The sequence below is a fragment of the Roseivivax sp. genome, assembly GCF_054552075.1.
Genome location: NZ_JBTOLZ010000028.1, coordinates 1 through 18,826 on the forward strand (window position 1 = coordinate 1; position 18,826 = coordinate 18,826).

The 18,826-nt window shown below is 69.9% G+C and carries 19 protein-coding genes; 12 read left to right on the top strand and 7 right to left on the bottom strand.

The features are described 5' to 3' along the window. The first annotated feature begins 157 nt into the window (after nt 1–157). The 5 genes from uvrB to ACX938_RS16930 all read left to right on the top strand — a co-directional run bounded on the left by uvrB (nt 158) and on the right by ACX938_RS16930 (nt 3,945). A complete protein-coding gene (gene uvrB / locus ACX938_RS16910) occupies nt 158–2,362 on the top strand; it encodes an excinuclease ABC subunit UvrB (protein WP_459431917.1) in 2,205 nt (734 codons plus the stop codon). 200 nt (nt 2,363–2,562) lie between these two features. Further along, nucleotides 2,563–2,826 (top strand): hypothetical protein, encoded by a 264-nt coding sequence (locus ACX938_RS16915; RefSeq protein WP_459431918.1) that lies wholly within the window; start codon nt 2,563–2,565, stop codon nt 2,824–2,826. Further along, a complete protein-coding gene (locus ACX938_RS16920; protein ID WP_459431919.1) occupies nt 2,813–3,112 on the top strand; it encodes a CcdB family protein in 300 nt (99 codons plus the stop codon). The genes ACX938_RS16915 and ACX938_RS16920 overlap by 14 nt, the downstream gene beginning before the upstream one ends. A 159-nt stretch (nt 3,113–3,271) precedes the next feature. Further along, nucleotides 3,272–3,457, top strand: coding sequence for a PLD nuclease N-terminal domain-containing protein (locus tag ACX938_RS16925; RefSeq protein WP_232753489.1), 186 nt, complete (start codon nt 3,272–3,274; stop codon nt 3,455–3,457). 83 nt (nt 3,458–3,540) lie between these two features. Further along, nucleotides 3,541–3,945, top strand: a complete 405-nt coding sequence (locus ACX938_RS16930) for an excinuclease ABC subunit B (RefSeq protein WP_459431920.1) — start codon at nt 3,541–3,543, stop codon at nt 3,943–3,945. 333 nt (nt 3,946–4,278) lie between these two features. Here the strand turns inward: ACX938_RS16930 and ACX938_RS16935 are convergent, their stop codons facing one another. Beyond that, on the bottom strand, nt 4,279–5,424 hold the full coding sequence (locus tag ACX938_RS16935) for a S1C family serine protease (RefSeq protein ID WP_459431921.1): 1,146 nt from the start codon (nt 5,422–5,424) through the stop codon (nt 4,279–4,281). Nucleotides 5,425–5,667: 243 nt separating this feature from the next. Here ACX938_RS16935 and ACX938_RS16940 point away from each other — a divergent pair, with 243 nt between their 5' ends. The 3 genes from ACX938_RS16940 (at nt 5,668) to ACX938_RS16950 (ending at nt 8,112) form a co-directional block, all read left to right on the top strand. Next, complete coding sequence (locus ACX938_RS16940) at nt 5,668–6,342, top strand: response regulator (RefSeq protein ID WP_232753486.1); 675 nt, start codon at nt 5,668–5,670, stop codon at nt 6,340–6,342. Beyond that, nucleotides 6,339–7,718, top strand: a complete 1,380-nt coding sequence (locus tag ACX938_RS16945; protein ID WP_459431922.1) for a HAMP domain-containing sensor histidine kinase — start codon at nt 6,339–6,341, stop codon at nt 7,716–7,718. The genes ACX938_RS16940 and ACX938_RS16945 overlap by 4 nt, the downstream gene beginning before the upstream one ends. Before the next feature lie 142 nt (nt 7,719–7,860). Continuing rightward, nucleotides 7,861–8,112 (top strand): hypothetical protein, encoded by a 252-nt coding sequence (locus tag ACX938_RS16950; protein ID WP_459431923.1) that lies wholly within the window; start codon nt 7,861–7,863, stop codon nt 8,110–8,112. Between the two features lie 15 nt (nt 8,113–8,127). On the opposite strand, the gene ACX938_RS16955 is transcribed toward ACX938_RS16950, so the two are convergent. The 3 genes from ACX938_RS16955 to ACX938_RS16965 all read right to left on the bottom strand — a co-directional run bounded on the left by ACX938_RS16955 (nt 8,128) and on the right by ACX938_RS16965 (nt 11,156). Continuing rightward, the gene (locus ACX938_RS16955; RefSeq protein ID WP_459431924.1) at nt 8,128–8,691 is read right to left on the bottom strand and encodes a hemerythrin domain-containing protein; all 564 of its coding nucleotides are present in this window, start codon (nt 8,689–8,691) and stop codon (nt 8,128–8,130) included. Between the two features lie 61 nt (nt 8,692–8,752). Beyond that, nucleotides 8,753–10,279: a D-alanyl-D-alanine carboxypeptidase/D-alanyl-D-alanine endopeptidase gene (gene dacB, locus ACX938_RS16960; protein ID WP_459431925.1), complete on the bottom strand. Its 1,527-nt coding sequence runs from the start codon at nt 10,277–10,279 to the stop codon at nt 8,753–8,755. Between the two features lie 259 nt (nt 10,280–10,538). Next, the gene (locus tag ACX938_RS16965) at nt 10,539–11,156 is read right to left on the bottom strand and encodes a nicotinate-nucleotide adenylyltransferase (RefSeq protein WP_459431926.1); all 618 of its coding nucleotides are present in this window, start codon (nt 11,154–11,156) and stop codon (nt 10,539–10,541) included. 1,273 nt (nt 11,157–12,429) lie between these two features. Here ACX938_RS16965 and ACX938_RS16970 point away from each other — a divergent pair. Continuing rightward, the gene (locus ACX938_RS16970) at nt 12,430–13,398 is read left to right on the top strand and encodes an MBL fold metallo-hydrolase (protein ID WP_459431927.1); all 969 of its coding nucleotides are present in this window, start codon (nt 12,430–12,432) and stop codon (nt 13,396–13,398) included. Here ACX938_RS16970 and ACX938_RS16975 read toward each other — a convergent pair. After that, on the bottom strand, nt 13,386–13,868 hold the full coding sequence (locus tag ACX938_RS16975) for an MOSC domain-containing protein (RefSeq protein ID WP_459431928.1): 483 nt from the start codon (nt 13,866–13,868) through the stop codon (nt 13,386–13,388). The two genes, ACX938_RS16970 and ACX938_RS16975, sit on opposite strands and share 13 nt — an antisense overlap. A 105-nt stretch (nt 13,869–13,973) precedes the next feature. On the opposite strand from ACX938_RS16975, the gene ettA reads away from it, so the two are divergent. Then, nucleotides 13,974–15,629: an energy-dependent translational throttle protein EttA gene (gene ettA, locus ACX938_RS16980; protein ID WP_232753478.1), complete on the top strand. Its 1,656-nt coding sequence runs from the start codon at nt 13,974–13,976 to the stop codon at nt 15,627–15,629. A 339-nt stretch (nt 15,630–15,968) separates the two neighbouring features. Here the strand turns inward: ettA and ACX938_RS16985 are convergent, their stop codons facing one another. After that, entirely contained in the window at nt 15,969–16,532 is a 564-nt protein-coding gene (locus tag ACX938_RS16985; protein ID WP_459431929.1) for an REP-associated tyrosine transposase, read from the bottom strand. 340 nt (nt 16,533–16,872) lie between these two features. On the opposite strand from ACX938_RS16985, the gene ACX938_RS16990 reads away from it, so the two are divergent. After that, nucleotides 16,873–17,079: a cold-shock protein gene (locus tag ACX938_RS16990; RefSeq protein ID WP_232753476.1), complete on the top strand. Its 207-nt coding sequence runs from the start codon at nt 16,873–16,875 to the stop codon at nt 17,077–17,079. A 119-nt stretch (nt 17,080–17,198) separates the two neighbouring features. Further along, the gene (locus ACX938_RS16995; RefSeq protein ID WP_459431930.1) at nt 17,199–18,104 is read left to right on the top strand and encodes a DMT family transporter; all 906 of its coding nucleotides are present in this window, start codon (nt 17,199–17,201) and stop codon (nt 18,102–18,104) included. On the opposite strand, the gene ACX938_RS17000 is transcribed toward ACX938_RS16995, so the two are convergent. Further along, a complete protein-coding gene (locus ACX938_RS17000; protein WP_459431931.1) occupies nt 18,076–18,753 on the bottom strand; it encodes a thiamine diphosphokinase in 678 nt (225 codons plus the stop codon). The two genes, ACX938_RS16995 and ACX938_RS17000, sit on opposite strands and share 29 nt — an antisense overlap. Nucleotides 18,754–18,826: the final 73 nt, after the last annotated feature.

Genomic DNA, 18,826 nt, shown 5'->3' on the forward strand with positions numbered 1-18,826 from the left:
GAGGCGCCGGGCGGGCTCGATGCCCGCCCGGCGCCTTGCCCCGAAGCGCAAAGACCCCGATAGACAGAGCGCAAGACCCGAAGGAACCACCCCGCCCGGCCTTGATTCCGCCGCGCGCGACCGCAAGTCTAGCCTTCGAGCAAGGAGGCCCCCGCCCATGCACAACAACCGCCCCGACCAGATGCCCGATCTCTTGCATGCTTCCGCGCCGGATGTCGCCGTGCGCGAGAAGCTCGAGGGCGGCAAGCGGTTCGTCATGCACACCGAATACGCCCCCGCGGGCGACCAGCCGACCGCCATCGCCGAGCTTGCCGAGGCGGTGACCAGCGGCGAGCGCAACCAGGTGCTTCTCGGCGCCACCGGCACCGGCAAGACCTTCACCATGGCCAAGGTGATCGAAGAGACCCAGCGCCCGGCGATCATCCTGGCGCCGAACAAGACGCTGGCGGCCCAGCTCTACGGCGAGTTCAAACAGTTCTTCCCGGAGAACTCGGTGGAGTATTTCGTCAGCTACTACGATTACTACCAGCCCGAAGCCTATGTCCCGCGCTCGGACACCTACATCGAGAAGGAATCGCAGATCAACGAGCAGATCGACCGGATGCGCCACTCGGCGACCCGGGCGCTTCTGGAGCGCGACGACGTGATCATCGTCGCCTCGGTCTCCTGCATCTACGGCATCGGCTCGGTCGAGACCTACGGCGCGATGACGCTCGATCTCTTCACCGGCAAGGAATACGACCAGCGCAAGGTCATGGCCGACCTCGTGGCGCAGCAGTACAAGCGCAACGATCAGGCCTTCCAGCGCGGCTCCTTCCGGGTCCGGGGCGATGTGCTCGAGGTCTGGCCGGCGCACCTCGAGGACCGCGCCTGGCGGTTCTCCTTCTTCGGCGAGGAGCTCGAGGCGATCACCGAGTTCGACCCGCTGACCGGCCAGAAGACCGGCAATTTCGAACGCATCCGCATCTACGCGAATTCGCATTACGTCACGCCGCGCCCGACGCTGAAACAGGCCGCCGAGCAGATCAAGCGCGAGCTGCGCCAGCGGCTCGACCAGCTGGTCGGCGAGAGCAAGCTCCTGGAGGCCCAGCGGCTCGAACAGCGCACCAATTTCGATCTCGAGATGCTCGAGGCCACGGGCTCCTGCAACGGCATCGAGAACTACTCGCGCTATCTCACCGGCCGGGCCCCGGGCGAGCCGCCGCCGACGCTCTTCGAGTTCATCCCCGACAATGCCATCGTCTTCGCCGACGAAAGCCACGTCTCGGTGCCGCAGATCGGCGGCATGTATCGCGGCGACTACCGGCGCAAGTTCACCCTGGCCGAACACGGCTTCCGGCTGCCCTCCTGCATGGACAACCGCCCGCTCAAGTTCGAGGAATGGGACGCCATGCGCCCGCAGTCGGTCTTCGTCTCGGCGACCCCCGCCGACTGGGAGCTCGAGCAGGCCGGCGGCGTCTTCACCGAGCAGATCATCCGCCCCACCGGGCTTCTCGATCCCAAGGTCGAGATCCGCCCCGTCGAGACCCAGGTCGACGACCTTCTCGACGAGATCCGCCATGTCAGCCAGGCCGGCTACCGCACGCTCTGCACCGTGCTGACCAAGCGCATGGCGGAGGATCTGACCGAATACCTGCACGAACAGGGCATAAGGGTGCGCTACATGCACTCCGACATCGACACGATCGAGCGCATCGAGATCCTGCGCGACCTGCGGCTCGGCGCCTTCGACGTGCTGGTCGGCATCAACCTGTTGCGCGAGGGGCTCGACATCCCCGAATGCGGGCTGGTGGCGATCCTCGATGCCGACAAGGAGGGGTTCCTGCGCTCGGAGACCTCGCTGATCCAGACCATCGGCCGGGCGGCGCGGAACTCCGAAGGCCGGGTGATCATGTATGCCGACCGAGTCACCGGCTCGATGGAGCGCGCCATCGGCGAGACCGAGCGCCGCCGCGAGAAGCAGATGGCCTACAACGAGGAACACGGCATCACGCCCGCGACGATCAAGAAGAACGTCGAGGACATCCTCGCCGGGCTCTACCAGGGCGACACCGACATGAACCGGGTGACCGCCAAGATCGACGACAAGCACCAGGGCTCGAACATGCAGGCGGTGCTCGACGGGCTGCGCGAGGACATGCGCAAGGCCGCCGAGAACCTCGAGTTCGAGGAGGCCGCGCGGCTCCGCGACGAGGTCAAGCGGCTGGAGGCCGTGGACCTCGCGGTCTCCGACGACCCGCTGGCGCGCCAGCAGGCGGTCGAGAAGGCCTCCGCCGAGGCCACCAAGTCCCGCGGCCGCTCCACCGCCGGCCGCCCCGGCCAGCGCGGCGGCAACGTGCAGCGCCGGAAGAAGGGGGGCTGAGGGGGCCTTGGCGCCTGGGCTCTCGCGCGCCCCTGCGAGGGCGTGAGGCAGATGCCCTTGGCCGCCTCGTGGCTGTCCGGGCAGCGGTTGCGTCTCACGCGCGGCTGGCTTCAACCGGGACCGCCCCCGCGGGCGCCGCGCTTTACCCGCACTGACGTTCGGGATATTCTGTCAGTGCATCCCGTCACGGAACAATTGCCATGACCAACCTGACCATCCGCATGGAGCCCGAGGAAAAACGCCAGCTCTCCGCTTGGGCGGCCAGCAAAGGCCAGAACGTGACCGACTACATCAAGGACCTGGTCGCCGCCGACATGCAGGCGGGCAGCGCGGACAGCCGGGCGGCGGCCTGGCTGGCGGAGCACCGCGAGGCGCTGGCCGATGAAGCACAGCTCATCCGGCGCGCCGGCATCCCCGGGGCGCATCTGGCCCTGCATTTCCCGGAACTCGATGAAGACCTTTGACCTCTTCGAGATCAGCGGGGCGCTATACCTGGTTGTCCAGGCAGAACATCTGCTCGATCTCAACTCGGTCATCGTTCTGCCAGTTCTGCCGCGCGAGGCCTATCCCGCGCTGCGCAAGCTGACGGTCGATATTTCCATCGACGGCGCGCCGTACCGCATCCGCACCCATATGCCGCTCACAATTGAGGCCCAGCGCCTGAGGCACCTGCGGCCCGTCCACCATCTTACGCCGGACGAGGGGCAGAAGGTCATGGATGGGATGAACGCGATCCTCTGGGGCCTGTGACACTGCGCGGGCGGAGTTCATCTTCTGCAGCGCGAGCTCTGTCCTCCGGGGCCTTTCCCCCCCGCCCCGTGCCGCCCTCTTGCGCCATAACGCACGCCTCACGGGAACATGACCCGGGGATGCGCGTTATTGCCGCAAGACACATATCGGAGGCACATCATGGAATATGGACTTCTGGGCCTGCTGGTCCTCATCCTCGACATCTATGCCATCTACCAGACCATCACCTCGGGCGCCTCGACGCTGGCGAAGGTGGTCTGGGTGCTCGCCATCCTGATCCTGCCGGTGCTGGGCTTCATCGCCTGGCTGGTCGCAGGGCCGCGCGGCGGATCGGTGCGCGCGTGATGAGATCAGCCGTTTCGTGGGGCCTGGCGGCCCCGGGGCGGTGTGAGACCAAGGCGTCGGGCGCTCTGCCCGGCGCCTTTTTCATGCGGGGGTGCCGGGCGCTCCTGCTGGGGCCGCTGCTGCTGGCGCTGGCGGCCTGCCAGAGCCCGATGGAGCGCTGCGTCGCCCAGGCGACCGAGAGCCTGCGCGCGGCCGAGAGCGAGCTGGCCTCGGCCGAGGCGACGCTGGCGCGGGGCCATGCGATCGAGACCCGACGGCGGAGCATCCCGATCTACACCTCCTGCCGGGCGGGCGACGGCCGGCTCTACCCCTGTTTCCGCGACTGGGAGCAGGAGGTGACGGTCAAGGTGCCGGTGGACCTCGCCCGCGTGGCGGCGCGGGCCGAGACGCTCCGGGCGGATATCGCGGCGCTGCGGCCCGTGGCGGCGGAGGGTGCGGCGCAATGCCGGGCGGTGTTGGGGGAGCCTGCGGAGGGTTCGGAAGCGTAGACAGCGGGATAAGGCGGGCGGCGGGATCCGCTACCCGGACAGCTAGGCCAAGAGCTGGCGCTGCGAGGAAGCCGACCGGTGGTGTTCCCTGCGACGCCCGCATGTCGGACGGGCTGCCTAATCCGCTGCGGCAGCGGCCTGAGAGGTCTGCGCCCAGCGCGGCAGGAAATGAGCCCTCTTCCAGCACCCCCACAAAAAAACGCGGGCACCGCAGCGCCCGCGTTCTCATCCTCGCGTCGGGTCCCAACCCGACCAGCGCAAACTTCGCGTCGGGTCCCAACCCGATCAGCTCATCCTTGCACCGGGTCCAACCCCGACCAGCTCACACCCCGATCAGGCGTCCAGGTCCGCCCGGTCGCCGAGGGTCACCGAGACGCTCTCTTCGGTGCCGCGGCGCAGGTAGGTGATTTCCACCTCGGCGCCGGGCTTCTCGATGGCGATGGCGCGGGTCAGGTCGCGCGGGGTCTCCACCGGCTCGCCGTTCACCGCGGTCACGATGTCGCCCTGCTGGAAGCCGGCTTCGGCGGCGGGGGTCTTCTCGGTCACATCGGCGATCATCACGCCCTCGCCTTCGTCGAAGCCAAGCGCCATGGCGACCTCCTCGCTGACCGGCTGGATGCGCACGCCGAGCCAGCCACGCTCGACCGTGCCGTCATCGGCGAGATCGGCCACCACCTCGGAGGCCAGCTCCGAGGGCACCGAGAAGCCGATCCCGACCGAGCCGCCGGTGGGCGAGATGATCGCGGTGTTCACGCCGACGACCTCGCCTGCCTCGTTGAAGAGCGGCCCGCCGGAGTTGCCCCGGTTGATCGCCGCATCGGTCTGGATGAAATCGTCGAAGGGCCCCGCGTTGATGTCGCGGCCCAGCGCCGAAACGATGCCCGTGGAGACCGAATTGCCGAGGCCGAAGGGGTTGCCCATGGCGATGACGTTCTGGCCGACCTGCAGCGCGGTGCTGTCGCCGAAGCCCACGAAGGGCAGGTCCTCGCCCTCGACATCGAGAAGCGCGAGGTCGGTCGCGGGGTCCGAGCCCACCACCTCGGCGGTCAGCTCGCGCCCGTCGGAGAGCGTCACCGTCACCTCGTCGGCGCCGTCGATGACATGGGCGTTGGTCACCACCTGGCCGTCGGCCGAGACGATGAAGCCGGTGCCCGAGCCGCGCATCTCGCCGCCGGGGCCGCCGCGCTGGCCGGGCTGGTTCGGGAAGGGCATGCCGAAGCGCTTCTCGAATTCCTCGAAGAACTCCTTCTGCTCCTCGGTCATCTCGTCGGGCGCGCCGCCGGCGGTCTTGGTCACCTCGATGGTGACGACGGCGGGCGACAGCTCGGCCACCAGATCGACGTAATCGCTGCCGGGCGTGGCCGCCGCGGCGGGGGCGGGCATGGTGGCGGCGGCGCCGAACGCCCCGGCGGTGCCGACCAGGGCGGCCACCGCCACGCCTGCCATCATGCCCTGTGCCGTGCCTGTGGTCCGTGTCATCGCAAAGCTCTCCGTTCTTGTCCGTTCTGACTGGGATGCGACCCGGCAGAGGGCTCCGCCGGGGCTCAGGACACAATCTCGGCGCCCGAGATTGCAGGGGCGCCCGGCGGGAGATTACAAATCCGCAAGGAATGTCACGGCGCCGCCAGTTCCGGGCCCCCGGGGGGCGCCTTCCCTTGAAATCCGCCCGGGCCTGCCTTTGTAACCCCCACCCCCTCACGGCTTCTTGAGCGAGGCGCAGCGATGAAAATCCTGGTCGTGGAAGACGACGTGACAACCGCGGACTTCATCACCCGCGGGCTGACCGAGGAAGGCCATTCGGTGGACCGGCTGGTCTCGGGCAAGGACGCCCTGGGCCAGGCCATGGGCCAGCCCTACGACGTGCTGGTGATCGACCGGATGCTGCCGGACCTCGACGGGCTGTCGCTGGTCAAGGCGCTGCGGACCGCCAAGGTGGCGACCCCGGTGATCTTCCTGACCGCCATGGGCGGCATCGGCGATAGGATCGAGGGGCTCTCGGCGGGCGGCGACGACTACCTGGTGAAACCCTTCGCCTTCGGCGAGCTTTCGGCGCGGATCGCGGCGCTGGGGCGGCGGCTGCCCATGGCCGATGCCGCCGAGACGGTGCTGCGCGCGGGCGACCTGGAGATGGACTTGGTGCGCCGCACGGTGACCCGCGCGGGCCAACCGCTGGACCTCTTGCCGCGCGAGTTCGCGCTTCTGGAGCATCTTTTGCGCCGCAAGGGCCGGGTGCAGACCCGCACCATGCTGCTCGAGGCGGTCTGGAACATCCATTTCGACCCGCAGACCAACGTGGTGGAAACCCATATCTCGCGGCTCCGCGCCAAGGTCGACCGGCCTTTCGGGCGCGACCTGATCGTCACCGTGCGCGGGGCGGGCTACAAGATCACCGAATGACCCGAGACCGCGCCACCCTGTCGAACCTCGTCCGCTCCACCCCGGTGCGGATCGCGCTCTGGCTGGTGCTGGTCTTCGCGACGGTGAACCTGGTGACCCTGGGCGGGGCCTATCTGACGCTCAAGGCCCAGGCCGAGGCGGGCATCCGCGCCGATCTCGAGGCCGAAATGGCGGGCCTCGACATCAGCGCCACGCCGCGCGCCCTGCGCACCCTGGTCGCGGTCCGCGCCCGCGCCGCCGATCCGCGCCAGCGGGTCTACCTGTTTCTCGGCGACGACGGCGCCCATGCGGGCAATGCCGACGCCCGGCTGATCGGCAGCCAGGTGGTGCTGGCCGCGCGTGAGGGCGAGTCGCTCTCCGAGGCGGGCTACATGAAGGAGGTGCGGCGGCTTTCGTCCGGGGTGCTGGTGGTGGCGCAGTCGCGCGAGCGGGTGGCCGACCTCAGCCGCACCTTCGCGGGGCTGGTGGTGCTTTCGCTCCTGCCGACGGTGATCCTCTCCTTCGGGCTCGGCACGCTGATCGCCCGGCGCTCGGCCCGGCGGGTGGCGCGGATCGAGACGACGCTCGACCGGATCGCCGGCGGCGACCTCTCGGCGCGCTACGATCCGGGCCGCGCCGGCGAGGACGACCTGACCCGCATCGGGCGCGGGCTGAACCGCATGGCCGCGCGCCAGGAAGAGGCGACCGAGGCGCTGCGCCAGGTCAGCGCCGACATCGCCCACGACCTGCGCACGCCGCTGCAGCGCATCGCGGTGCTGCTCGACGAGATGCAGGCCCGGACCGAGGACGACGATCCGCGCGCGCCCCTGGCCGACCGCGCCCGCGAGGAGGCCGACCGCGCGGTGCGGGTTTTCCAGTCGCTCCTGGAGATCGCCCAGATCGAGGCCGGCGGCCCCGAGGCCGACCCCGCGCCGCTGGACCTGGCCGAGCTGGCCGCCGAGATCGCCGAGCTATACGAGCCCGCCGCCGAGGAGGCCGGCGTGGCGCTCGAGACCGAGATCGCGACGGGCCCCCTGCCCGTCACCGGCAACCGCGCGCTCCTGGGCCAGGCGCTGGCCAACCTGATCGAGAACGCCCTGCGCCACGGCGGCGGCAGCGCGATCCGGCTGACCGCCCGGCGCGAGGGCGGCGCGCCGGTCCTGTCGGTCGCGGACCGCGGCCCCGGCATCCCCGAGGAGGAACGCGGGCTGGTGACGCGGCGGCTCTACCGGCTCGAACGCAGCCGCACGACGCCCGGCAACGGGCTCGGGTTGGCGCTGGTCTCGGCGGTCGCCCAGGCCCATGGCGCGGCGCTGGAGCTGGGCGACAACGCGCCCGGCCTCCGGGCGGTGCTGCGCTTCCCGGAGACCGGGCGGGACGACAGGCCAAGAGATTGATCTTAGACGGGAATTTCCGGTACCGCCCCGGCCTTGGGACCGCCCGCGCGAAGCCATGAAAATAATTCCCCCGCGCCCACTTGCAGGGCCGCCGCGCTCTCCCATTTCAGCTCAGTCGCAACCCGGTCCAAGGAGACCACCGATGCTGAAACCCCTCGCCGCCGCCCTTCTCGCCTTCGCGCCGCTGACCGCTTTTGCCGATCAGACCCAGGGCACCATCGAGACCTACGACCCCGAGAAACGCCTCTTGGTGCTGACCGACAAGACCGTCTGGTCGCTCGAAACCCTCGAGACCGCGCCGGTGCTTGCCCCGGGTCAGAAGGTCGCGATCCTTTTTACCTCCGACGCCGACAACGGCTGGAAGACGATCAACGCGGTCTCCGTCGTCGAGTGAGCCCACCGGCCCCGGTCAGTGCAAACCGCCGGGGCCGTTCTTCAGGATCACCGGGACGATCAGCTCTTCCTCGTCGTTGAGATGCCGGTCGAGCAGCGCCTCGAAGCCCAGGAGCTCCTCGCGGAAGCGCCCGGTCTCCAGCTCGCCCCGCAGCACGCCGTTGGCGCCCCGGGCGAAGCGGTCCAGCAGCCCGTCCATGTCGTCGTGATCGCGGTCGAGGATGTCGAAGCCGCGCTTGATCCGCGCGTCGAGCCCGACGAGCACCGGGAAATAATGGTGGTCCTCGATCTGGTGGTGGCCGTGCAGCTCGTTGACCAGCGCCCCCCCGTAACGCGAGAGCCGCGCGTCGCGGGCGCGCCCCTCGAGCTTGCCGTCCATCTCGGCCTCGGCATCGGATTTCAGCGCCGCGACGATCTCGCGGAACATGCCGTGGCGGCCGAGCCAGAACTGCACCAGCCCCTGGAAATGCGGATGCGCCTCCCAGCCGCTGCGGGGAAATTCCGCCAGCAGCACGCGCAGGGCGTCGGGAAGTTGGGTGCGGCGGGCGAGGCGCAGCTCGTCCTCGATGGTGGCACTCATGGACAGGCTCCTTTGCCTGCGCGAGCTAGGCCGCGCGCCGCGCCCGGCCAGAGGCCGCGGCTCACTCCTGCACTTCCGCCTGTTCGCGGGCCTCGGCGAAGACCACCCGCCAACGCCGGAGCAGCGCCTGCTGCATGCGCTTGGCCTTGCCGTTCCAGGTGCGCCCGCCCTGCGGCCGCTCGCGCGCTTCCATGGGGATCTCGGCGCGGCGCTGCAGGTCGGCCGAGAAGATCGCGAAGGCCAGCTCCGAACCGTCGGCCAGGGTCTCGTAGCCCGCGAGCCCCGAGACGAAGTTGAGCGTGCCGGTCTTGGCGCGGATCTCCACGCCCGAATCCGGGATCGCCGCGCGGCTGTCGTCGACGAGCGGGATGTCCTTCAGGATCGCGCGCAGCGGCAGCCGGTCGCGCAGCGCGATGAGCGCGGTGACCATGGCCTGGGCCGAGATGCGGCTCATGTCGCCGAGGCCCGAATGATCGACCAGCGCCACCTTCTCGAGGCCCAGCGCCTCCTGCGCCCAGGTGTTCATCGCCGCAGCCGAGGCCGCGAGGTCGGTCGCCGCCACGCCCCGCGCCGCGCTGGCGGTCAGCCCGGTGATCTCGGCGGTGAGATTGGTCGAATAAAGCAGCATGTCCTCGAGGATCTCGAGGAGCGGCGCGCTGTCGAGCGCGGCCACCTCGGTCGCCTCCTGCGGCAGGGTCTCGATGCGCTCGGGGGCCTTGAGGCGGATGCCGTAGGCGCCCGCGAGGGTCTGGAAGACCTCGCCCGCGTAAAGCTCGGGCTCGCGCACCGGCAGCCAGCGCGCGCCGCCGTCGCCCAGCGCCGATTTCGCCACCGTCCAGTCGTCGCGCAGGCCCGCGTCGCGGTAGGTGTAGATCGGGCTCGAGCGGGCCACGACCACCATGCGCGCCATGGCCACCTCGGGGCGGTATTTGCCGGAACGGCCGTCCATGGTGACGGCGTAGTCCGACCCCGCGCGGCGCCATTCGAAATGCACGCGGTTGTAATTGAGGTTCAGCCCCGAGATCGCCGGGTTGTAGCCCACGTGGTCGGGTTGTTCGCCGTCGATCTCGACGATCCGCGGCAGCGCGCCGCCCCAAACGAGGAGCCGCCCGCGCACCTCGGTCACGCCCGCCGCCTTCAGCCGTTCGGCCAGCCGCCCCAGCCCGTCGGTGTCGAGCGTCGGATCGCCGCCGCCGGCCAGGATCAGGTCGCCGGTGATGGCGCCGCTCTCGGTCGGAGGCGTGGTGGTCAGGAGCCGCGTGGTGAAGCGGTAGTCGCCGCCCAGCGTGTCGAGCGCATAGCCCGCGGTCAGCGCCTTGGCGACCGAGGCGGGCGGCAGGCCGATGCTGCCGGCGTAGTTCTCCAGCATTTCGCCGGTCTCGACCCGCGCCACGGCGACCGAGCTCGGCCCGTTCAGCCCCGCGCCCGAGACGATCTCGCGCAGGTCGGGCACGGTTTTCTTCAGAAGGTCGTCGCCCCGCCCGATCGGCCGGAGCGAGCGTTCGGGGGCAGTCGCCCATGCAGGGCCGGCGAGCCAGGCCAGGCCCAGCCCCTGCATCAGGTGCCGTCGTGTCAGCCGCGTCGTCATGCGGCGGAGTAAATAGACCGTTTGCGGGCAAGACAAGCGGCCCGCCGCGACGGCAGGTGTTGTCGGGTGGCGGATCGGCGGGGAGTCGCGTGGGGGGGACGGGGCCGCGCGCGCCGCGGAACGCGGGTCCAGGCGCGCCGCGGAAAGCGGGCCTTCGAGCGCGAAATAGAGGGCCTTCGCACGTGGCGGAGAGGGCGTTGGCGCGCGGAGAGAGTCGGGCCCTAGAGCGCGGCGGCGCACGAACGCCCTGCCCAGGGCCTCAGCCCTTGCGCCAACCGCCCCGCGCGCGGATCTCCGAGGAGGAAATGTCCGTCATCGGCACGTTCACGAAGCACCAGGCCGGGGTCTCGGCCCGGGCGAGGGCCCGGCTCTGCGGCGCCGGCAGCCGGGCGTCGGCATAGACCCGCGCGGCGGTCGAGCGGCGGGCGGAGATCCGGTCTCCGGGCCGCGCCAGCACCCCCACCGGCACCCGCGCCAGGATGTCGTGCCAGTTCTGCCAGCGGTGGAACTGCCGCAGGTTGTCGGCCCCCATGAGCCAGACGAAGCGCACCTTCGGAAAGCGGCGCTGCAGGAGCCGCAGGGTCTCGGCGGTGTGGCGTGTCTCGAGCCGCGCCTCGAGGTCACAGACATGGATGCGCGGATGATCGACCAGCGCCCGTGCCGCCGCCATGCGGTCGGCCAGCGGCGCCGGCCCGCGGGTCTTCAGCGGGTTGCCCGGCGAGACCAGCCAGAGCACACGGTCGAGCCCGAAGCGCCGCAGCGCCTCGCGGCTGATCTCCAGGTGCCCCGCGTGCGGCGGATCGAAGGACCCGCCCAAGAGCCCCACGGCCCGTCCGGGCGGCAGGGCAAGGTGGGTGTGCTGGGCAAGCTCCATCATGTGAGGGGTGAAACACCGGATCGGCGGGAAAGGCAATGTGGGGGTGAGGTTGGGCGGGGTTGGGAGGTGAGGGTTCGGAGGGCTGGCACTTGGGCGCTGTCGGGGGCGGATGGGCCGGATCGGGCGTCTCCGAAGCGCTTCGGCTGGCCTGTGGCGGGGCGCTTGGTCCTGCGCTTTGGCTGGCCTATGGCCCGGCACTCGGCCTGCCCCTTTGACGACCCCGTGGCACCGCCCGGTCCTGCGCTTTGGGCATCCTGTGCGCAGCAGCCGGTCCCGCGCTTCGACGATCCCGTGGCGTCGAATTCGGTCTTGCCCTTTCACCGCTCTATCCCGCGGCCCTCAGCGCTATCCTTTGGCCCTCCAGTGGCACAGCGGTCAGTCTGCCTCTTTGGCCGTCCCTCTCCATCCAGTCCCCCTCTCCACCCCTCGCAACAGAGGGCGCGCGCCGGACCGGGGGCCGGCGCTGCCGACCACCGAGCGAGGCGCTTTATCCCAGCAAGGTCATTGCTCGCTACGAGCTAAGCACACCACCCCAAGGAGCGCCGGCCCAAGGGGCCGGTCCGGCGCGCGCCCGGCATCTTCGATGCTATTCGGGCGCAAGGAGGTGCATCAGTGTCGAAGTTCGGGGAAAACCACGGCAGTGGTAGTGGTGTGCTTGGAAGGTCGGGGCAACCACGAAGAAACGCCCCCGAGGGCAGCACCCCCGTCTCGTCAAGCAGCCCCTTCCCAGCTCGCCCCCGCCCCACCAGAGGGCGCGCGTCGGACCGGGGGCCGGCGCTGCCGACCTCTGAGCTAAGCGCTTTATGGCTGCAAGGTCAGGACTAGGGGATAGCTACGCGCGCCACTCCAAGGAGCGCCGGCCCATCGGGCCGGTCCGGCGCGCGCCCGGCACCTTCGGTGCCATTCGGGCGCAAGACGGGGGCTGGAGGATGGCGGTGTCTTCGGAAGGGACGTGGTGCTGGGTGGATGCTTGGTGTGTGCGGGAGGAAGCATGCGATCTTGGATTTGCAGGTTGGGGCTGGCCGGGAACGGCTGCGGAGGAGTGCGGAGAGCGTGAAGGACTGCGGCTGCGGGTCGCTTTGTGGCGGTAGGCCCAGCTAAGCGTTTCTTGCATCAACGCCGCTCCGCCCTGCCCTCCCCCCTCACCACCCCCCAAATTTCCATCGCGCGCGACAGGCATCACCCGATCGTGACCGGCCCGGGCCCGCGCTCGGGATACCTCTGCGGCACCAACCCAAGTGACCCAGGGTCACCCGAAGGAGGAGACAGAACCATGAAACGCCGCGATTTCCTGTCCACCGTGCCGCTCGCCGGGCTGGCGGGCCTCGGCAGCGCCGCCCTGCCACAGACCGCCCGGGCCGCCGCCCATGCCGCCCCCGCGGGCCAGGTGCCCGCCGTCCAGCGCTTCGCCGTGGGCGACATCACCGTGACCGCGCTCGCCGACGGGGCGCTGCACATCGGCCCCGAGGCGCTGATCGGCATCGAGGCGCCGGAATACGAGGAGCGCATGCGCGCCGCCTTCCGCGACCCCGCGACCTTCCCCTCGGCGGTCAACGCCTTCCTGATCGAAAGCGGCGACGAGGTGATCATGGTCGACGCCGGCACCGCCGATGCCATGGGCCCGGACCTCGGCAAGATGCCGCAGAACCTCGAGGCCGCGGGCGTGGCGCCGGGCGATGTGACCAAGCTTCTCGCCACCCACCTGCACCCCGACCACGTGGCGGGCGCGCTTTCGGACGGCGGGGCCTTCTTCCCCAATGCCGAGCTGGTGGTCAGCGAGACCGACCGCGCCTTCTGGACCGATGCGGGCAATTTCTCCGGTGCGCCGGAGATGGTGCAGAGCTTCGCCGCCCTCGCCCAGAACGTCGTCGGCGCCTATTCCGACCGGCTGACCACCTTCGAGGGCGAGGAAGAGGTCGCCCGCGGCGTCTCGGCCGTGCCGCTGCCGGGGCACACCCCGGGGCACGCGGGCTACATGATCACCTCGGGCGATGACGCGCTCCTGATCTGGGCCGACATCGTGCATGTCGCACCGATCCAGATGGCCCGTCCCGAGGTCGCCATCGGCTTCGACGTGGACCCCGAACAGGCGGTCAGCACCCGGCAGGCGATCCTCGACCGGGTCAGCGCCGACCGGCTGATGATCGCGGGCTCGCATATCGGCTTCCCGGGCCTCGCCAATGTCGCCCGCGAGGGCGAGGGCTACCGCCTGGTGCCCGCCCAGTGGGACTACGCGCTCTGATCACCGAGGGGCCGGACCGGATCGCCCAGCACGATGCGGCCCGGCTCCACCACCTCGGCGCACCAGCCGCCATGGCCCCGGATCGCGGCATAGCCGCCGGGACCGAAGGCCTCCTCCATGCGCGAACAGGGCGCACAGATGGTGGTCAGCCGCACCACCGCCTCGCCGAGCGCGATCTCGCGGTCACGCAGCGAGGCCAGGTTCAGCCCCGCCACATGCAGGTTGCGCCGCAAGGCCTCCGGGGCGATCGCATCGCGGCCGAGGTAGGAGGCCACCGCCGCCAGGTGCTCGGCCTGGAAGAGCGTCAGCGCCCGCTTGCCGGGCCGCGCGTGGTCGCCCTCGAGCCCCGAGACGCCCAGAAGCGCGGCCTCGCGCGGCACGATCTCCATGCGCCGCTCGGGCCTGAGCCCGATCCAGACCACCCGCCCGGGCTGGGCATGGCGGTCGATCATGTCCTTCAGCCGTTCCATCCGCGCCCCCTCCACAAGCCGCCGAACGCGCCCTTTTAGTGGCCGCGCAAATCCCCTAAAGAGGCGCGCAACCCAGTCTCACACAGGCAAGAGGGCACGCGCTCCATGGCATCCTACCAATACGTCTACCACATGGATGGGGTCTCGAAGACCTATCCGGGCGGGAAGACCTGTTTCGAGAACATCCGCCTGAACTTCCTGCCGGGCGTGAAGATCGGCGTCGTCGGCGTCAACGGCGCCGGTAAATCGACGCTCCTGAAGATCATGGCCGGCCTCGACAAGGAGTTCCAGGGCGAGGCCTGGGCGGCCGAGGGCGCCCGCGTCGGCTACCTGCCGCAGGAACCCGAGCTCGACCCCGAGCTCGACGTGCGCGGCAACGTCATGCTGGGCGTCGCCGCCAAGAAGGCCAAGCTCGACCGCTTCAACGAGCTGGCGATGAACTATTCCGACGAGACCGCCGAGGAGATGGCCGCACTCCAGGACGAGATCGACGGCGAGAACCTCTGGGATCTCGACAGCCAGATCGACGTCGCCATGGAGGCGCTGCGCTGCCCGGCGGACGAGGCCAGCGTCGAGACCCTCTCGGGCGGCGAGAAGCGCCGGGTGGCGCTCTGCAAGCTGCTGCTCGAAGCGCCCGACATGCTGCTGCTCGACGAGCCGACCAACCACCTCGACGCCGAGACCATCGGCTGGCTCCAGCAGCACCTGATCGACTACAAGGGCACGATCCTGATCGTGACCCACGACCGCTACTTCCTCGACTCGATCACCGGCTGGATCCTCGAGCTCGACCGCGGCCGCGGCATCCCCTACGAGGGCAACTACTCGGCCTGGCTCGAGCAGAAGGCCAAGCGGCTCGAACAGGAGGCCCGCGAGGACAAGGCCAAGCAGCGCACGCTGTCGCGCGAGCTGGAATGGATGCGGCAGGGCCAGAAGGCCCGGCAGGCCAAGTCCAAGGCGCGGATCCAGGCCTACGAGAAGCTCGCCAGCCAGTCCGAGCGCGAGCGCGTCGGCAAGGCCCAGATCATCATTCCGAACGGCCCGCGCCTGGGCTCCAAGGTGATCGAGGTCGACAACCTGAAGAAGGCCATGGGCGACAAGCTCTTGATCGAGGATCTGTCCTTCTCGCTGCCGCCGGGCGGCATCGTCGGCGTGATCGGCCCAAACGGCGCCGGCAAGTCGACGCTCTTCAAGATGCTGACCGGCCAGGAGCAGCCCGACGAGGGCGCGATCGACTACGGCGACACGGTGGACCTGTCCTATGTCGACCAGACCCGCGACGACCTGACGCCGACCGACACCGTCTGGGAGGCGATCTCGGGCGGGGCCGAGGTCATCAAGCTGGGCGATGCCGAGGTCAACTCGCGCAAGTATTGCGGCGCCTTCAACTTCAAGGGCGGCGACCAGCAGAAGGTCGTGGGCCAGCTGTCGGGCGGCGAACGCAACCGCGTGCACATGGCGCGGCTCCTGAAGTCGGGCGGCAACGTGCTGCTGCTCGACGAGCCGACCAACGATTTGGACGTCGAGACGCTGCGCGCGCTCGAGGATGCGCTGACCGAGTTTGCCGGCTGCGCGGTGGTGATCTCGCACGACCGCTTCTTCCTCGACCGGATCTGCACGCATATCCTGGCCTTCGAGGGCGAGGCGCATGTGGAGTGGTTCGAGGGCAACTTCGAGGACTACGAGGAGGACAAGAAGCGCCGCCTCGGTCCCGACGCGGTGGAGCCGAAGCGGATCAAGCACAAGAAGTTCTCGCGCTGAGGGCGAAGCCCAGGGCTGGGCCTGCCGGTCGGGTTGACCGGAGCAAGACGGGCCGGGCCTGCTAGAGCGACAACATCACGCCGGGCGCGCGGGGAGACCTGCGCGCCCGGTGTCGTTTGGGGGCGGCGGCCCAAGCCCGCCTCCGGGCCAACGGTCGCCCTCATCGAGACCGACGGGCCAACGCCCACTGAGAATGACGCACTGGGTCTATCTCAAGGCAGAGGCAGCCGGACCTCACCGTCTGCAACTTATCCCTTCGGGCTCACCCACCGTTAGGTGCCGGGCCCGGGTTCTCGCGCCGCCTCCGTGCTACCTGCCTGCCCCGCGAAAGCTGGCGCGTCACACCTCCCCCATCTCCCCCATCCGCCGGTCGCGGTGCAGCGAGGAGAAAGGCCAGTCCTCGGCCCGGGCGACCAGCCCGTGTTTCACCGGGTCGCACCAGCAGGCGCGGCGCAGCGCCTCGTATTCTGCGCGGTCGCCCACGCGGTGGCGGCTGAAGCCCTTGGTCCAGATGCCGATCTCTCCGCGTCGCCGCGCCTTGGCGGAAAGCCGCCCCGGCGGCGGCTCGGGCGCCCGGCCGGCCCGGCGCAGCGCGCGGGAGAAATGCGCCTTGAGGTTGCCCCAGCGTTCGGAGGCGTTGTCGTCGGCCTCGGGCAGCGTCCAGAGCGCGTGCAGGTGGTCGGGCAGGACCACGAAGGCGTCGATATGGAAGGGCCTTCGGCGCAGCACCTCGCGCAGGGCGGCGCGCAGCAAGGCCACCTCCTCGGTCAGAAGCGCGCTGCCGCGGTGGGCGACGGCGAGGGTGAAGAACTCCGTCCGGCCCGCGAGATGCGGATGCACGAAGCCCGGGTCGGGCGCGGCCCGGGCAACTGGCGCGGCGGAGCCAGCGCAGGCAGCGGCCACGTCGGAGGCCCCGCACATGGCCGGCGCGGCGCCGACCAGCGCAGCCGAAGCGTAAGGCGCCCCGGAGGCAGCAGGCGCGTTACGCGCTGAATGTGCGGCAAGGTCTCGCATCCCCGCACCCTGCGCCCACAAGGTTAAGAAATTGTGCAGCCCATCCCGCCGACACATCGCGAATCCTATTGCCCGATGCATCTTTTCCTGTCATAGGCGTCGCTGCTGACGATCTTCTCTTTCGACCCCTGCTGTTTTCCGACTTCGGCACTCAGGTCTATCGATCCAGACGTGACTTTGCCGGGCTGCCGCACTCCCGCGGGCAGCGGAAACATCAAGGACGACCCCAATGGCTCAAGGCACCGTTAAGTGGTTCAACACCACCAAAGGCTACGGCTTTATCGCACCGGAATCCGGTGGCAAGGACATCTTCGTGCACATCTCCGCCGTCGAGCGCGCTGGCCTCACCGGCCTGCGTGACGACCAGAAGGTGACCTTCGACGTCGAATCCGGCCGCGACGGCCGCGAGAGCGCGACCAACCTCGCCCTCGCCTGATCCAGGCCCTGCCTGCAGGACATCAAAGGCCGCCCGCCCGGGCGGCCTTTTTCGTTGCGCCGCCATAAGCGCGCGAAGCCGCCTCGACATTCCGCGCGCCGCGGCACAGGCTCGCCGCCATGAGCGCCCCGCCCCCTTCCGACCGGCCGATCCTCGGCATCGCCCTGATGGCGGGCTTCTGCGTGCTGGCGCCGCTCGGCGACAGCCTGGCGAAGCTGCTCGGGCCCCATGTGCCGCTGCTTCTGCTCTTGATCGTGCGCTTCGGTTTCCAGGCGGTCATCCTGACGCCGGTGAGCCTCTCGGCCATGCGGCGCGCGCCCGCCCGGGTCTGGCGCATCGCGCTTGCCCGGACCGTTCTGCACATCGGCGGCATCGGCTGCATGTTCACCGCGCTGCGCTTCCTGCCGCTGGCCGATGCGATTTCCATCGCCTTCGTCATGCCCTTCCTGCTTCTGCTCCTGGGCTGGCTGTTCCTGAACGAGGAGGTCGGCGCCCGCCGCCTCGGCGCCTGTCTCGTGGGCTTCGCCGGCACGCTCCTGGTGCTCGAGCCCGCCTTCGACAGCGTCGGCCTGCCGGCGCTTCTGCCCCTGGGCGTCGCGGTCTTCTTCGCGGGGTTCATGCTGGTCACCCGGATGATCGCCCGCGAGGTCGGCGCGCTGGCGCTGCAGGCGATGAACGGCTGGATGGCGCTGGCGCTCCTGCTGCCGCTTCTGGCCTTCGGCACCGACTGGCCCGCGCCCGAGGGCGGCACGCTGATGCTTCTGGCCGCCATGGGAGTGCTGGGCACGCTGGCGCATCTGCTGATGACCTGGTCGCTGCGCTTCGCCCCGGCCGCGACGCTCGCGCCGATGCAATACATCGAGATCCCGGTGGCGACTTTCTTCGGGCTGGTGATCTTCGGCGATCTGCCGGGCCCGCAGGCGAGCCTCGGGATCGGGCTGATCTGCGTCGCGGGGCTCTATGTGATTTGGCGCGAGCGGCAGGTGGCTCGGCGGCTCACGACCCCCAGCGCGGCGCCGCCATAAGCGCCTGGGCCAGCGCGCCGGCAAAGCGCGCGGGCAGAAGGATCAGCATCCCCGGCGCGTCCATGCGCAGCCGGATCGGCCCCTCGGCGCGGTTCGAGGTCCCGATGGTGGCATGCGGCGCAAAGCGCATCCCCGCGATCGGCCAGTGCAGCCCGTCGGAGCGGCCCGTCACCTCGGCCAGGGGCCAGAGCGAGACCCGCGTGTCGCGCGGCAGGCCGATCTTCAGCTCGGGCGGGCAAAGCGCCACTGCGTCATGGGCGCCGATCAGCAGGCAGGGCCGCTCGGCCCGCTGCGCCAGCACCGTGAAGGCCGCGAGCTGGTGGTCGACCCGCGCGCCCAGGAATCCCATGGCGACGACCAGCGGCGCCGCGATGTTGCGCAGGCATTTGTCGAAATCTGTGCTGTCCTGTTCGGCGATCTCGTGCACGGCCTCGGCGGGCAGCGCCGCCCGCGCGGCCTCGGAGACGGAGTCCAGGTCGCCGATCAGCGCATCGGGTCTGCCGCCCGCCGCCAGCACCGCGTCGGCTCCGCCGTCGGCGGCCACCACATTGTCAAAGCGGGACAATTCCGCCCGGAGCGCGTCTTTGTCCAGCTCCCCGCCCCCGACCAGCAGCACGGGGGATGCGCTGTGAACAATCGCGTCAATCATGGCGAATTCATCTCATTTTAGGGAATAGATCACAATCCAGACACGAAATGATACGTTGGTGGACGCAGATTCG